The following is a 16,098-nucleotide window of genomic DNA, read 5'->3' on the forward strand; positions in this document are numbered from 1 at the left end:
AGGTTATATATATGAAAACAGTTATATTCGCTGAAAAACCATCACAAGCAAGAGATTATGCTAACGCATTAGGTATAAAGGCTAAACACAAAGAATATATTGAAATCAAAGATAGCGATATTATAAGTAATGCAATTGTTACATGGGGATATGGTCATTTAGTAGAATTAAAACTACCAAAAGATTACAAAAACCCAGTAAATAATTGGCAAATAGAGAATTTACCATACAAACCAGAACCTTTTGAATTTAAAGTTGGCAAAGATAAAAACGCTCAATATAATGCAGTGAAGAAGTTTTTTAAAGAGGCTGATGTATTAATTAACGCAACAGATATTGATAGAGAGGGTAGTAATATCTTTTATTCAACGCTTAATCTAACCGGTGTTAAAGATAAACCTATAAAAAGGTTATGGATTAACTCAACCGTTGATTCTGAAATTATTAAAGGGTTTAGAAACTTAAAAGATAATAAACAAGACTATCAGAGCTATCAAGAAGCATACGCAAGACAAATAAGCGATTATCTAATAGGAATGAATTTAAGCCCACTATATTCTAATATTTTTCGTTCACAAGGTTTAAATGAAACTTTTTCAATTGGTAGAGTTCAAACACCTACTTTATGTATGATCTATGAAAGACAAAAGGCGATTAACAATTTTAAACCAGAAAAGTATTATGAAGTAGTAGGTGAATTTAAAGCTCAAAACGGTCAGTATAAAGGTAAGGCTAAAATTAAAACTTTTGAAAAAGCAGATTTAATTGAGTTAGAAAAGCAACATAAATTAAGCCAAGTAACACATGGTAATGTATGTAAAGTAGAAACAAAAGAGAAGAAACAACAAGCACCTAAATTACATTCATTATCAACACTTCAAACCAAGATAAATAAAAAATACAAATATGGAACAGAAAAGACAAAAAAGATTGTTCAAACGCTATATGAACGGAAGATATTAAGTTATCCACGTACTGACAGTAATTTAATTACAGAAGAAGAATTTAACTATTTAAAACAAAATTTAGAAGCCCTTAAAGAAGTCTATAAGAAAAACTTTAATATAAGCTATACAGAGCCTCGTAAACGCTATGTAGACGGTTCGAAGGTACAAGAACACTATGCCATTATTCCGACTTCAAAAATCCCTTCTAAACAAGATATAGAAAACTTGAATCAAGAAGAAATGAATGTATTAAACGAAGTGGTCAATACAACATTAAGTATGTTTGCAGAAGATTATGTTTTTGATGAAACTGTCATTGAAACTGATGTGAATGGTTTAATTTTCTATACGAAAGGTACTGTTGAAAAAAATAAAGGGTGGAAATCATTATTTCTAAAAGATGATACAGAGAAAGAAAGTAACAATGAAAATAAACTCCCAAAAGTTGAATTAAATGAATCTGTAGATGCTAAAGTTAAAGCTCAAGAGGGTATTACAACACCTCCGAAACCCTACACAGAGGGCGAATTAATAACATTGATGAAAACTTGCGGAAAGACATTAGATGATGATGAAGCAGCAGATATATTGAAAGATATACAAGGTTTGGGTACAGAGGCTACAAGAGATGGCATTATAAAAGGTTTAAAATCCAAACAATATATCAAAATCACAAGTAATAAAGTAGCAATCACAGAAAAAGGTATATTACTTTGTGAAGCAGTTAAAGGTAGCTTGCTTTCTAGCCCTACAATGACAGCAGAATGGGAAAAACGATTAAAATATATCGGTCAAGGACAAGCTAATATAAGTGGCTTTATTGATGTAACTATGAAATTCATTAAAAAAGAGCTAGATCAGTACAATGAAAAGGCCAAAAATGTAGATGTACAAAAGCAAGTTGAAAAAACAATTGATGAAAGTACCATTGGTCAATGTCCTAATTGTAAACAGGGTCAACTAACAGATAAAGGCAAGGTTATAAAATGTAGTAATTGTGAACAAATATTTTTCAAAAATTTCTTCAAGAAAAAAATTCCAGATAAACAGTTGAAAACATTGATAACTAAAGGAAAGACATCCCAAAAATTAAAGTTTAAAAGTAAAGCTGGTAAGTCATATGAAGCATATCTAAAACTTGATGATGATAATGAAAAGAATATTAAAAAGATTATATTGACGTTTGACTAGGGGGATAAAGATGGATAATGAAAATAAGCCAATTTTAGATAATATTTTTGGGAAAAATAGAGATCAAAAGAAGGAATATATTATTGTAGCATTTATTACATTATATATTGCAATTAGAACATTTATTAATCAAGAATTTATTTATCTTCTAACTTTCTATGATTTAAAACAAACAATAATAACATTAGGTAATATATTCAATGACTTAATAATGGCCTATATCCCTATAGGTGTACTAATTCTGACTACACAAGGTGCCAAATTTAGGGCTAGTAAGGTTGGGGAAAGGGTTATATTAAGTTTATTATCTTTTGCAGCACCTATAATATTTCTATTAATATTTTATACTTCTATAATAATTGAAAACCTTATTGGTCAACCTACGGATCCACTTACGCTAGTTATTATGAAAGTGTTCGCAATACTTTTTATACCTATAAAAGTGTTTATACTTGTTATGATAGTTTTTTCAATCATATTCTTTTTGAGCTTGCTAGTGAATAATATCATCATGATAATATTCTTACTTCTTGAAAATCATAAAAAAGAACTTAAAACACTAGACATAGGAGAAGATGTTTTCTTTGAAAATAAACATATCAATATATATAACTACTGGTATTATAACGAATACAAACCTACACTTAGACTCAAAAATTATAAGAGAGAAATTTACTTTGTAAAAGTGTTTATTAAAAATAAAAAAGAAAACGAAGCAATTTTAAATATTTATCTTGAAGATGATACGTTAATAGCTCTAAATAAATCAACAAAGGTAAATGTAATCGACGGTATGAAAATAATAGATCTTGAAAAAGAACTCAATTTAACTGTAAAAAGCGAAATAGAAATTTTAAAAAAGAAAATAAATGAATTTAAAAAGCAATCCTAATTACTAGGATTGCTTTTTTAGGAGGTTTTTAAAATGTCAAAAACTCACAGAGTATTTACAGATGAAGAAAAAGCAAAAGCTAGAGATGTGGACATTAGAGAAATCGGTGAACAAAATGGTTTGTCATTTAGCAGACAAGGTAAGTATGATCGTTGCAATGAACATGATTCATTAGTATTAAAAGGACAGAGCTTTTATTGGAATTCGACAGGTAAAAAAGGAAACGGTGGTTTATCATTTGCTGTTGAAGTATTGGATATGAAGTTTAAAGATGGTATGACTATGTTAGTAGATGGTGAATTTGGTCAATATGATGCATCTAAAGCCCCTAAAGAAGAACAAAAAGAATTAAAATATGATACAAAGTACGAAGTAGAAAATACTAAAATAGCGAGAAATTACCTAATTAATGAACGTGGATTAGATGAAAGGTTAGTCGATTGGTCATTTAAAACTGGTGCAGTAGCACAAGACGGTTTTAATAATGTTTGCTTTAAGTGGCTTGATAATGAAAACAATATTGTAGGTGCTGATAAAAGAGGAACAGGTGATAAACCATTCAAACAGGTTGTGGAGGGTTCAAAAGAACATGGTGGGTTTCATCTTGATGTACTACAAGATAAAGATAAAGGCATTAAAAATATAGTTTTCACAGAAAGCCCTATTGATGCTTTAAGCTATTATGATGCTCACAGAGATATTCAACAAACACGTATTGCTTCACTTTCTGGTCTAAAACTAGAAAGTCTAAAAGAGCATGTTAATGAAGTTGGTAAATATAATGTCTCAAAAGGGGAACACCCTAGAGATTATCCACTAAATAGCATTGTATTAGCAGTAGATAATGATGAAGCAGGCAAAAACTTTGTTAGAAATGTAATAAATTCTTACGATACAGATTTTAAACTTGATTTACCTACAGAACGTAAAGACTGGAATGAACAATTAAAAAAGGACAAAGCGATAACTAATGGCGAACCGACTTACGAAAAACCAAAAGAGGCAAAAGAACAAATGAAAATCATAGATAATGAAAAAGACGAAGAAATGGAAAGATGAATATGAACAATATATCAGTATTTAATATACTCATATTAATCATTATATTAGTTATCGCTTATAAACTATTGCCAGTCATAGTTAATTTTCTAAAAAAGAAAAAAATTCAAAGTATATACCGTAAAGCCAGAATATATGATGTAGATAAAATGGACGGAATAGAATTTGAATATTATTTGGAAGCCTTATTTTCTAAATTGAAGTATAAGCCTAGTGTTACAAAAGCATCACATGATTACGGTGCTGATCTAATATTGAAAAATGAAAACAAAAAAATAGTCGTTCAAGCCAAAAGAAGCAGTTCAAAAATTGGTATTAAAGCTGTACAAGAGATTTATGCAGCACAAAAATTTCATGGTGCTGATGAAGCATGGATAGTAACTAATAGTTTTTATACTAAAAGTGCAGTTGAATTAGGTAATGCTTGTTCAATAATTATGAAAGATAGAAATACATTATCTAAATGGATTATTAGTATAAATCCTGATTTTTCAAATAATGAAAAGTGTCCAAGATGTAATCATGAATTAGTAGTTAGAACAGGTAAAAACGGCCAGTTTTTAGGCTGTTCTAACTATCCTAATTGCAAATATACTAAAAACATTTAAGAGGTGAGTGTATGGTAATGAATAGAGAAGAAGTTGAATATCATCTGAAAAATGTTGAAAAGCTAGATGATTTTTTAATAAATAGAGGTGTTAAAAATAGTGATTTAGATGCAGCGATGAATGAAAAAGTGGATTATGCAACAGAATTTGATTACTACTATGATTATAAAGAAAAACAAACAGAGTTAGCATGGATTGATACAGAATATATACATGCACCGGCCAGAGCAGGAAACAATGGTCATAGTTGGTATAATTTACTATTTTGGGGAATCTATGGCCTACCTCAAAGTAAAGAAGCTAACTTATCTAGTTTAAGATTTTATGATCTATTGAGAAATTTAACTAAAATGAATTTTAACGAATTAAAGGAACTTTATGAAGATGGAAAAAGTGGATTATCTTTATATAACTTCAATAAATATGTTAAATCAGGTGAAAAACCAGTTTATATTGGTATAAATGACGGTACACATCGCATCATATTAGCAAAGGTACTAGGTATTAACTATGTAACGAGCCAAAAAGTCTATGTGTATGAATATAATCCAGAAAAACATAGAATATATGAAGATTTAATATTAATATTAGAAAAATTGCAATCATTCTTAAAAACGAGCAAGGCCTTTAGATTGTTAGATAATGAATATATAAAAATCAACGCTAAAACATTTAATTACATGGGCGTACTATTTGAAGATATTAATTCTTACACATTTAATAAAAATACTTACGAATATATAGAACATATCGAAATATTAAATAAATATTATGCGATACTCCAAGAAGTTGAAGATAACTATAATAAGCAGATTAATATTTATAAATATATCCCTAAAGGGATATTAAACTTTATGTCATTAGCTCATAAAGATATATATTTAGAAGAAATAGAAGATTACAAAAATAATCTACTTAAAAAGGTTAAAATATTGAAAGCACTTGATGAATAAAGCAGTTGAATAGTAACACATGTGTAAGTTACACAAATATAAATTACATATGTGTAAAATAAGCCCATATACAAACATACTGTATAAGGGCTTATTAATTTTAAATTTATAAAACATCGAATTCCTCGTTTAACCAACCAATCGCTTTATTGTAATTTCTAAATTCTTCACACCAGCAATCATTTGTAGAATTATCTATACATAAATAAGTTTTATCAAGTGTTATTAAATACTTTCCACTCCACTTTTTATAGTCGCTTGATTTTAATATAAGTTGTTGAACACCTTTTTCATATTTTCCATCAATTTGATATATTTTACTATTAACCATTTTGAATTTAAAATCTTTATATTTAGTGTCTAGTAATTGTAATAAATCATTATCTAAATTTGAGCAATTCTTCATTTTAATGACCTCCTGAAATTTTTTCTTTTAGAAATTATTTATTTTTGCTGTGTTGTGAAACCACTGCAACAAGCCGTTACGTTGAGGTTGCAAGGGTTCAAGAAATAAAAGTTTTTAGACTGGCCTATGGCCACAAATAAAAAGTTTTTTGCCCCTTGCAAGATCACGTAGGCTTGTTAAAAGCACAATCTTTGATTGTGCGTGTGAGCGTATCAACACAAAAAAATAAATTCTAAAAAATGAGATAAAGGGAAAGTGAATCTTCACTTTCCCTCCATTTTTGAATTTAGTTTTAAAAGTGAGAGTATATGTGCGCTCTTACGCATATACTCTCACTCCTTTTTGTTTTCGATGTAAATGAGAGCCTCTCATAGCGCTTTGTTTTTATAGATATTATTGATAATTGCGAACGTATGTTCTAAAATAGTTTTGAGGTGATTTTCTTGAAAATAATTAATCCAGATATGCCAGAACCATATAAATATGAAACTGATTATAGAAAGATACCTAGAGAATATCTTAATCCACGAATACCAAAAGGACGAGGTATAGTTAAATGGCAGCCATTCAAAACTATGCCACAGCAATATGAAATTTTAGATCAATATATAGATGACCAAAATAAAATTGATATGCCGTTATTATCAGAAGAACAACTAGAATCTATTAATGATATAATTAATGAAAAGATAAAAACTAATTCTTTTTGTATAATTAATTACTGGGATAATGGATATATGAAACACTTTTCAGGAATAATTAAGAAAGTAGATATGATTAATGAAATAATTTATTTAACTAGCGATATACAAAAAAAAATTAAATTAAAATTTTCTGTAATTTGTGATGTTATATAAAATAGAAAGGAAAAGTTAAATGTTTATAGTAAACGCATCAACATTTAAACAAATAATAGAGTTTGTTAAAGACCAAATGGCACAACAATCTAGTTTAAAAGATATTGATTTAGCTAATTATAATTTATTATTAGAGATTAGTGAATTATACGAAACAGTAGAGCTTTTAATTCAAAATGAAATTCATAAACCTATACCTGCATTATCAAGGCAATTATTTGAACGTTATATATATATATTATTTTTAAACGATAAAGAGCAATATGCTAATGATAGAGCAAAAAGGTATTTGGATTATAGGGAATATGAAATTCAAAGATATCATGAATACGTCTATCGTGATGATACTAATGAAATATCATTTTCAAACTTAAGAAGCTATATAAATATTAATAAAAACGACAGTGAATATTCAGACGCATTTAACGTACCTAATCTAAAATCAACAGAATCTAATTACAGAGCGAATTTTACTAATATAGATAATATGAAAACTAATAAGTTAAAATGGTATTTTCAAACTAATGAATATAAAAAAGATTCAGTTGGTAACAACGTACCAAACAATCTATATAATTTTAAAGATTTATGCGATTATTTAGGTTTCCCTGTATATTACTATATATGTTACAAAAACTTTTCATCTAATATACATGCATCAGCTACATTAAGAGAATCAATTAAAAAGAGGATAGATAATGATTCTATTGATAAAGGTTATACACAATTATCAATAAGCATCATTGCATATTGTATAAATAGGCTATATGCAATGTTTAAATAAAAAAAGAGGGGATTCACATTCCCCTCTTTTTTAAATATCCTCATATTCAACTATTTTAAAGCGTTTTGTTTCTTTGCTGTATTTTAGAGCATACTTAGATTGAATTTTATTTTTGTTGACTTCTTTAGTTAAAATAATTTGTAACTTGTCTTTATCTTTACTAATATCATCAATTTGTGGATTACTATATTTGTTCTTAGCTTTTGATTCCACCATCTTTTTCATATGCTTTGCTACTTTACTATCTTCTTCTATATAATCTGAAATGTATTTATAGTCAGATTTTTTGTATGCTTGGTTCAAATGGTTGGTATAATCAATCATAAATTTCTTGCCCTTATTTTCTATTTCTTTATTTTCTTGTTTAAATTTATTAATAGAATCTTGATTAAAAGATAAATCTACTTCTTGTGGACTTTGATATTTATTTTTACTTATCTTTCTATCATTAGTAACAAATTCTTTACCATCAATTTTACCAACTACATGCACTTTAAATTCATCATTATTAAAATAATTACCATAAATTTTATTTTCTACATAATCTTGTTCTTTACCATCAACAACAATTTTCTTACTATTCTTATCTAATGATTCACTATTTTTTAAGTTTATTTTAAAACTAGACTGATCAAAATTTTGTATAGCAACTACTTTATTATTTTTATCAGTTACTTCCGTATTAAATTCTAACTTTCCACTGCTTTCACCAGTCAAGAAAGTATCTTCTATTTTCTTTTTGGCATTAATATTATATTTTCCTGTAAAAAATGTTCCAATACTTGTTAGTCTATTTTTATCTGCTACAATTTGATGTTCCTTATCAGTATTATAATTATACACCCCTGTATTATTATTCTCTTTTACATATACATTAGTATAATTAGGGGCGAATTTTAATTTTTCTATAAAGAAAAACTTCTTTCCATCTTTTTTAACATTAATTATTTCTTTTCTATTATTATCAGTAATAGCACCTAAATCAATATCATACTTATTATTATCTTTTACGTTTTTCTCTATTTCGTTAATTTCTTTATCAAATCTTTTAGAATTTTGAGGCTCATTAATATAATTAATGAATGCTTTAGCTTCATCGTTAGACAAATCACGTTGTCCACTTGATAAATACTCTGCAATTTTATTGTAATCTTTATCCTTAGCTGCTTGTTTAAAGTCTATTATTTGACCATGTGCATTTGTTTGATTAAGAATTATATAAATCAATAGCCCTATTAATAAAAATATTATGAAAATGAAAGTAGCCAATATATATTTTCTGCTTTTACTTTCAGAATTATTTTCATCATTGTTTTTCATTATCTTTACCAAACCATTCTGAAAATTTATTTTTAATTTCATCTAATTTATTATTCACTTTATCTAATTCTTCTTGTACTTTGCTATCATCACCGTTTTGCTTAGCTGTATTTGCTTCATCAAGTTGATTTACAGTATCTTGATAGTCATTCGCTACTTTCTCGGTTTTTTCATCATTTGCATTTTGTTTCAAACTATTTACTTCATCTTTTAGACTTTGTAAAGTTGCTTGTGTATCTTCGTTTGAATTTTCTATACTAGATTTTGTATCTTCAATTTTACTTTGAATTTCATCATCTTTTTGTTGAACATATTGTTCATTGTTTGGTTGTTGCTGCTGTGTCTGATTATCAGATACATTTTCTTGTTCTTGGTTATTATTACTACATGATTTAAAAGCAAACACTAAAGCTACAATCAAAAGAATAACTACAAGAAATGATAATCCTTTTTTACTACGCTTATTTTTTTTATTTTCCTCATACAATTGTTGTTCTCGTCTGTAATCTCTATCATTATAATATGATCTTCTTCGTTCTTCTTCTTCAAGATATGCTTGTCTTTTACGTTCTTCATCATAATATTGTTGCTGTCTTTTTTCTTCCTCGTATCTTTCTCTATCACTTCTATTCATAATTATTCACTCCTAATATGATTTTTTTTGAGCTATCAAAAATATTCCGATAACGAAATCAAAAACTAAATCCATCAGTAATAAAATTGATGCTATAAAAAGTGCTAAAACACTATAGCAGCAAATTGCTTTTTTAATTAGATTATTAGCCTCGTTTTGCAATCCAATATTAAATAATAAAGCTATACAAACAAAGAATGCTATCAAAACTAGATATTTACAGATAGTTATTAAATATATTTTCACATCATTTTTTGATAACTTTGGAAATAGTATTTCTTTAAGAAAACTATCTTTATTACATCCTACTTGTTCATACAATCTACTAACTTTAAGTAAATAAATAGGAAAAGCAAACGACAATGCAATGCTCACAAGACTTTTAATGTCCTGCTGTGAATTTAAGAAGTATATAAACATTGCAATAATTGCCCCCAAAAATGAACCTACATTTAATTCTAAGCTAAAAATCTTTCCTGATTTATTATCCATTAAGTTAATACTCCTCTTTACTCGCCCTATAGTCACTCTTTATTCTATATATAGTCTGTCTTGATAGACCAACTTTTTTCGCTATTTTACTGATTGCCATACCTTGATCTAAAAAATGTATAACTCTAAAATATACAGCTTGCTTTTGTGGGTCTTTTGCATTTGGACTATATAGCTTAGGTCGGCCTTTATAAATACCTTTTGCCTTTGCTACTGCTATACCATCTGCTTGTCTACGCTTACTATCATTTCTTTCTTGCTCTGAAATCATTGCTAACAATTGAATGATTAAATTTTTTAAAAACTTATCAAAGAGTTCATTTCCTACAATCTCATTCATCATTGGTAGACTTGTAATAATTAATTTAACATTTTTTTCTCTAAGAAAATCTACAGTTTTAATTACTTCATCATAATTCCGTCCAAGTCTATCTAATGCATCAACAATTAATGTATCTTCTTCTCTTACAAAATTCATAACTTCTTGAAATACTTTTCTATCTTTAATATTCTTCCCAGATTGTTTTTCTTCAAATATTTTTGTAGCACCATACTTCTTTAATGTTTCTATTTGTCTTTCTAAATTTTGATCTTTTGTAGATACTCGGGCATAACCAATTTTCAAATTTTTACAACTCCTTTTTTGTTACACCCTAATCATACAATTAAAACCTTAAAAAACCAACTTTCTTGTCACTTTACTTGGTATATGAGAATAATTTCACTTAATAAATGAGAAAAAGCAGCGTACTTTAATATGGTACGTTGCTTTTTCTATTATCGTATACCTATGACTAAACTGTCTCTTGCTGTTTCTACAACCTCGGTGCTGATTTTATCTAAGCCATTTATATCCATAATTCTATCTATCTGCGCAAACAAGCGATGAATAAGTCTAAAATTACCCTTAGTGATTTTAATAATAGTTGTTATAGCTTCATAGTCAGTGAAGTCTTCAAGTTTTAAATCAACTCCTAGATCTTGCCACTTATACTCTAATATATGATGTGTTTCATCTTTGCTTAAATTATCAAATTCATGTGCAAAACCTATACGAGAATATAGTTGAGGATAACGAGATAGTTTTTTCTCAATACCTGGCATACCTTCAAGTGCTTTCTTCTCTGACTACGAGCATGTTGTATATCCTTTATATCAATTGAATAATCAGATAAATCAGGAGATATAGCTGTACAAAGGAATTCATCTCTATAAAACACGCGTATTTCAGCCATATCATTGGGATTGTAACGAATCAGTACATATTCACCTACATAAGCTGCTAAATTCGTATTACTATATCTAAATCCTTGAAAATGAATACCATCTGAATGGATTTTTCTAGATTTAGGAATCTCTAGTAAGAGTAAATCGAGTTGTTCTAAACTACTGGGCATATTGGGGAAAAAGAGATTACTATTCCATCGACTTGTTGGTGAACAACCAATAGAACTGTGTTCTTTGTGATTATAGTCTTCAATCAAAAATTGGCGTAATTTTTCTTCGAACTCTTGAAATTCTAGTAAATTTTTAAACTCATCGTTATTGTTTATATATCCAGGAATTTGCTCTAGGAATGTTTGATTGACTGTTTGAAAGAATCTTTCTATTTTTCCACGACCTCGTGGCACGCCAACTTTTGAAAACATTAAATTAATTTTCAAATCAACAGCTACTTGTTCCATATGATGTGAAGTGAAGTCACTTCCATGGTCAGTATAGAACTTTTCAGGAATCCCACATATTGGCCATCTTGTATCACTCTTATTCCAAATAGCTTGATGTAGTGTTAGGGCAGTATTCTTGGCATTAGGACTATCAAATGTTAAAAAGTAGCCTGCAATTGCACGACTATAATCATCCATAATAATGATTAACCACGGTCTATTGATGTTACCTTTTTGATCTAATATATAGACATCTAGCAAAGTATGGTCAGCTTGCCATATTTCATTTGGTCTTGATGATTCTCTTATTTGTATTAAATCGTACTTATTTTGATAGTATTTTTCACCCTGATGAGAAAAATCAATCACAGATTTAGGCGTTGCTTTAATAACACTATAGACTTGTTTATAGCTTGGTGTATCAAAATTATTCTCTTTACAATAATTAGCGATTTTCCTATGAATTGTAGCAATACTATTTCTTTTATTTTTAAGTGCAAGGCGTTCAATTTCATCAATTATCTTTGGTTCTATTTTACGTGTCCCTTTATCGGCTCTTGTTGTATAAATTAGCCCCTTAAGTCCTTGTTCTTTATATAACTTATTCCACCTATAAAGTGTACTTAACGCAATGCCTGTATTTTTAGAAATACTTTATAAGGATTTGTTTCCTAAAATAAAAGGTTTAATAACATCGTACTTTTGTATAGCCTCTTTACGCTTGGTTTCAGAAAAATTAGTGAGGTATTTCTCCTTGTTTTTCATCTTCCTTTTCCTCCAATTTATTGAGGTAACGATAAATTGTTGTGCGTGAAACTTGCCATTGTTCTGCAATTGTCTTAATTGGTGTACCATTATCATAAAGTGTTTTGAGTAAATTCAAATCTTGATTGCTTAATTTTTCAGGTCTTCCACCATAACGTCCTCTGGCACGAGCTGCAATTCGACCAGCCGAAGAACGTTCTAAAATTAAGTTACGTTCAAATTCTGCAAACGCTGCGAATAAATGAAATAATAATTGTCCTGTAGAACTTGATTTATCCATAGTTATATTTTCTTCTAAACTATGAAAACTCACGCCTCGTTCGTTAAGCTCATTAACTAATGTGATTAAATCTTCCATGTTACGTCCTAGTCTATCTAGTCTCCAAACAACAATCGTGTCTCCTGATCTCGCAAATTCAATTGCTTTATCTAAACCAGGCCTTTTACTTTTCGAACCACTAATATGGTCGCTAAATATCTTTTCACAACCATATGCGTTTAATCGATCCTCCTGTAAATTTAAATTTTGTAATCCAGTTGAAACTCTTGCATAACCTATTTTCAAAATACAAACCTCCTATATACATATCCAGTGTACCATAACTTAATTTCAAGGTCTTTTGTGAACATAGATTTTTTGTTGGGTTTTTGAACACGAAAATATATGTAATACTCACTTATTTCGACATAAAAAGAGAGTGTACAGAAAATGGTTATTTTCTGGACACTCTTTCATATAAAAACATCTACCTACAAAGAAGTTTTTCATTTTACTTCCGGTATTGTGAGATTAAAACAGGCATCTTTATTATTTATTAACAGCATTTACCAAAGCATCTGCAGCAAGTAATCCTAATTCATTAGATGCTAAAGGACTATCACCAGTTAATAAATTACGGTCTTGATGGGTTTTTCCTGTCATTTCCTTATTTACAACTTTAAGACCTTGCTTACTTAAAAGGTCAGCCACAAGCCATTTTAATTTACCCGGTAAATAGCCAATATCTAAGTTTGCACCTTCATCTAAAGCATCAGGAAATACACACACTGAATAACCTTTAAATGGAGACTCTTTTCTACCCATAGAAGCAGATAATAAAGCTGCTGGTCCATGACATAGAGTAATAATAAATTTATCGTATTCTAAAGCCCAATCCAACGTTTTTTGAACCTCTTTACTTTCTGAAATACCTACTACAGCTCCGTGACCGCCTGGTATAAAAACAGATAAATAATCTGAATTAGAACCTAAATCATTTTTTATAACATCAGACAAAACTTTAGGCTGTTTGAGTTTAGCTTTTAATTTTTCATAAGTTTGTAATACGGCTTCGTCTTCGTTAGGCATAGCCCACAACTCTAATTTCACTGGATAGCCTGAAATTGTCGCTATATCAACATCAAAACCAGCTTCCATTAAATGATGTAATGGTAATAGCATTTCTACTGGATGGTTTCCTGTAGAGAACATTTTACCATTTTCTAGTAATACGTAACGTTCTTCAGCTGCAATCATTAATACTTTCCATTTACCTTCAGTATAAGCGTTTTTATGTTTTACGCCGTCAAAATTTGTTTTAGGTGCCGTATATTGACTAAGTGAATAAGGCGAAGGGAAAAAAGCATTTTCTTCTGCTTGATCTGGGGTAGGATTTTTACTTAGTTCATTTACATCTTGTGCCATTTTAATTCCTTCTTTCTTTTTTATTAATCAAAAATTTTTAATTCCTTTGATATTTTTATTTTAATATTTAAACTATGCTTTAAGGGAAGGGAAAACAACTTAAATAAAGAGATTAAATACGAAAGAATATTAAAAGTATATTTAACTCTCTTTTTAATATTTTGTTAGTTAAATATTTATCAATTATTATCATCTGTTGAGTAAGACTCATTTTGGTACTACATGTTTAAAAGGTTAATATTATTTTTCCGCTATTTTTATTTTCTTCCATATAAGTGTGTGCTTCTTTTATATTTTCTATAGTAAATACACTATCAACAATAGGTTTTATCTTTTTTTGTTCGAATAATATTTTGGAGTCGTTTAAGAAATCATCTTTTAATCTTGATTTGTATTCATTGCTTCTTGGTGTTAGAAGCGTACCTGTAACTTGAATTCTCTTTTGAAGTAATGTTTGTAAATCAAATTCTTTAATAATTGTTCCACCCAATATTCCAATTAAAACGAGTCTACCATCTACAGATAAACTATTAATGTTTTGTTGCCAATAAGGTGCTCCTATAAAATCTAAAATTACATTAACACCTTCATTTTGCGTTAGATTACTGATTTCATCTTGGAAGTTTTGTTTTTTATAATTAATTAAATGGTTAGCACCTAAAGATTGAGTTAATTTTAACTTTTCATCAGAACCAGCTGTAACAAAGACTTCTACATTTGTTCTTAGGTTCTTAATAAGTTGAATAGCAGCTGTTCCTACGCCACTCGCGCCAGCATGTATGAGCAGTTTCTCATTATCTTTAACACCAGCAAGCCAAAATAATGTTTGATAAGCTGTTAAAAAAACTTCTGGAATTGCAGCTGCTTCTTCAAAAGTCAGGTTATCTGGCATATCCATAACAAAAGACTTATGCATAATGACATACTCACCGTAACCTCCCCGGTTTACTAAACCCATCACTTTTTTTCCTATAGCGACGTCCACATTTCCACCTATATCTTCAACTATTCCTGAAACTTCAACGCCTAAAATTTTTCCAGTTAAGTCTTCCATAGTCCCTTCTCTGCTTACTATATCAGTTCTATTAACTGCAGCTGCTTTTACTTTCACAAGTACCTCGTTATCTTGTGGTATAGGTTTTTCAACATTCTTTAAGTTTAATTCTTCCACACCACCTGGTTTATTTAAAACAACAGCTTTCATTTTAGTCCTCCTTTATCATTTGAATTACAACCATTTGATTCAAAAAAGTGTAATTTCTTTTATAACTTTAATATATTACTTAAACCATACTTTAAGGAAAGGAAAAGGTCTCGAATGGATAAATTGTAATTTTACTTGATATATGAGGATGATTTTACCTAATAAATAAGAAAAACAACTTAATAGTTTAAGTTGTTTTTCTATTTATCTATGCAATTCTATTTTTTAATTTGCTTAATAATATCATTTACATCAACATGTGATCTTTTTTCAATAATTTTGTTATCTTTAAATTTCAAAAGCATCATTAGTGAAAATTTTACAAATTTTCCAGTAGGATTTATGCCGTTAAAAGGTGTCCCAGTATGTTTACCTTCAAAGATTAAGTATACTGCAGCTCTATCACTATTATCTAAAATAATTTCTTTCACTGGCATTTTAAAACCTGGAAACGAAGAGAAGTTTTTTCTTTCTGAAGCTTTTAATCCTTCTATACCATAAAATGGTGTATCTATTTGGGGATAAAATACAAAGTCTTTATGACAAAACGCTTTTAATTCATCATAATTTTCATCTTCAATGAGTTTATAAAAGCTTTTTATCATTTCTTCTCTATTTTCCATAATATTACCTCA

The 16,098-nt window shown here is 28.7% G+C and carries 16 protein-coding genes and 2 pseudogenes; 7 read left to right on the forward strand and 11 right to left on the reverse strand.

Annotation, left to right across the window (positions count from 1 at the left end):
- The first annotated feature begins 11 nt into the window (after positions 1–11).
- The 5 genes from topB to ACM6UH_RS12850 are packed head-to-tail and all read left to right on the forward strand — an operon-like array spanning position 12 to position 5,650.
- Complete coding sequence (gene topB, locus ACM6UH_RS12830; RefSeq protein WP_433912019.1) at positions 12–2,138, forward strand: DNA topoisomerase III; 2,127 nt, start codon at positions 12–14, stop codon at positions 2,136–2,138.
- 10 nt (positions 2,139–2,148) lie between these two features.
- Positions 2,149–3,030 (forward strand): hypothetical protein, encoded by an 882-nt coding sequence (locus tag ACM6UH_RS12835; protein WP_433912020.1) that lies wholly within the window; start codon positions 2,149–2,151, stop codon positions 3,028–3,030.
- 33 nt (positions 3,031–3,063) lie between these two features.
- Positions 3,064–4,089, forward strand: a complete 1,026-nt coding sequence (locus ACM6UH_RS12840) for a DUF3991 domain-containing protein (RefSeq protein ID WP_433912021.1) — start codon at positions 3,064–3,066, stop codon at positions 4,087–4,089.
- Positions 4,090–4,091: 2 nt separating this feature from the next.
- On the forward strand, positions 4,092–4,697 hold the full coding sequence (locus tag ACM6UH_RS12845) for a restriction endonuclease (RefSeq protein WP_031770307.1): 606 nt from the start codon (positions 4,092–4,094) through the stop codon (positions 4,695–4,697).
- A gap of 11 nt (positions 4,698–4,708) precedes the next feature.
- Positions 4,709–5,650 carry a hypothetical protein gene (locus ACM6UH_RS12850; protein ID WP_433912022.1) on the forward strand — a complete coding sequence of 314 codons (942 nt, stop codon included), beginning with the start codon at positions 4,709–4,711 and terminating at the stop codon, positions 5,648–5,650.
- Positions 5,651–5,756: 106 nt separating this feature from the next.
- Here the strand turns inward: ACM6UH_RS12850 and ACM6UH_RS12855 are convergent, their stop codons facing one another.
- Positions 5,757–6,056: a hypothetical protein gene (locus ACM6UH_RS12855; protein WP_433912023.1), complete on the reverse strand. Its 300-nt coding sequence runs from the start codon at positions 6,054–6,056 to the stop codon at positions 5,757–5,759.
- A 434-nt stretch (positions 6,057–6,490) separates the two neighbouring features.
- On the opposite strand from ACM6UH_RS12855, the gene ACM6UH_RS12860 reads away from it, so the two are divergent.
- Complete coding sequence (locus ACM6UH_RS12860; RefSeq protein WP_433912024.1) at positions 6,491–6,913, forward strand: YolD-like family protein; 423 nt, start codon at positions 6,491–6,493, stop codon at positions 6,911–6,913.
- Between the two features lie 19 nt (positions 6,914–6,932).
- Positions 6,933–7,697 (forward strand): DUF5677 domain-containing protein, encoded by a 765-nt coding sequence (locus ACM6UH_RS12865; RefSeq protein ID WP_433912025.1) that lies wholly within the window; start codon positions 6,933–6,935, stop codon positions 7,695–7,697.
- A 30-nt stretch (positions 7,698–7,727) separates the two neighbouring features.
- Here the strand turns inward: ACM6UH_RS12865 and ACM6UH_RS12870 are convergent, their stop codons facing one another.
- From ACM6UH_RS12870 to ACM6UH_RS12915, 10 genes and pseudogenes are all read right to left on the reverse strand, one after another.
- Positions 7,728–9,017, reverse strand: coding sequence for a TcaA NTF2-like domain-containing protein (locus ACM6UH_RS12870; RefSeq protein ID WP_433912026.1), 1,290 nt, complete (start codon positions 9,015–9,017; stop codon positions 7,728–7,730).
- Positions 9,004–9,651 (reverse strand): hypothetical protein, encoded by a 648-nt coding sequence (locus ACM6UH_RS12875; RefSeq protein WP_433912027.1) that lies wholly within the window; start codon positions 9,649–9,651, stop codon positions 9,004–9,006. Before ACM6UH_RS12875 ends, ACM6UH_RS12870 begins: the two co-directional genes overlap by 14 nt.
- A gap of 12 nt (positions 9,652–9,663) precedes the next feature.
- On the reverse strand, positions 9,664–10,143 hold the full coding sequence (locus ACM6UH_RS12880; protein WP_397610409.1) for a hypothetical protein: 480 nt from the start codon (positions 10,141–10,143) through the stop codon (positions 9,664–9,666).
- A gap of 4 nt (positions 10,144–10,147) precedes the next feature.
- On the reverse strand, positions 10,148–10,768 hold the full coding sequence (locus ACM6UH_RS12885; protein WP_397610410.1) for a recombinase family protein: 621 nt from the start codon (positions 10,766–10,768) through the stop codon (positions 10,148–10,150).
- A gap of 152 nt (positions 10,769–10,920) precedes the next feature.
- A pseudogene (locus tag ACM6UH_RS12890) lies at positions 10,921–11,250 on the reverse strand (AAA family ATPase); the annotation flags it as partial.
- Positions 11,250–12,575, reverse strand: a pseudogene (locus tag ACM6UH_RS12895) (Mu transposase C-terminal domain-containing protein); the annotation flags it as partial. The pseudogenes ACM6UH_RS12895 and ACM6UH_RS12890, both read right to left, overlap by 1 nt.
- The gene (locus ACM6UH_RS12900) at positions 12,547–13,140 is read right to left on the reverse strand and encodes a recombinase family protein (RefSeq protein ID WP_021459089.1); all 594 of its coding nucleotides are present in this window, start codon (positions 13,138–13,140) and stop codon (positions 12,547–12,549) included. The pseudogene ACM6UH_RS12895 and the gene ACM6UH_RS12900, both read right to left, overlap by 29 nt.
- Before the next feature lie 243 nt (positions 13,141–13,383).
- Positions 13,384–14,259, reverse strand: a complete 876-nt coding sequence (hchA, locus tag ACM6UH_RS12905) for a glyoxalase III HchA (RefSeq protein WP_002483605.1) — start codon at positions 14,257–14,259, stop codon at positions 13,384–13,386.
- Positions 14,260–14,485: 226 nt separating this feature from the next.
- Positions 14,486–15,463 (reverse strand): NAD(P)H-quinone oxidoreductase, encoded by a 978-nt coding sequence (locus ACM6UH_RS12910; protein ID WP_002483606.1) that lies wholly within the window; start codon positions 15,461–15,463, stop codon positions 14,486–14,488.
- Between the two features lie 218 nt (positions 15,464–15,681).
- The gene (locus tag ACM6UH_RS12915) at positions 15,682–16,086 is read right to left on the reverse strand and encodes an ester cyclase (RefSeq protein ID WP_002483607.1); all 405 of its coding nucleotides are present in this window, start codon (positions 16,084–16,086) and stop codon (positions 15,682–15,684) included.
- Positions 16,087–16,098 lie beyond the last annotated feature (12 nt).

The organism is Staphylococcus sp. LKG4-2 (genome assembly GCF_050955665.1).
GTDB classification, from domain to species: Bacteria; Bacillota; Bacilli; order Staphylococcales; family Staphylococcaceae; genus Staphylococcus; species Staphylococcus saprophyticus.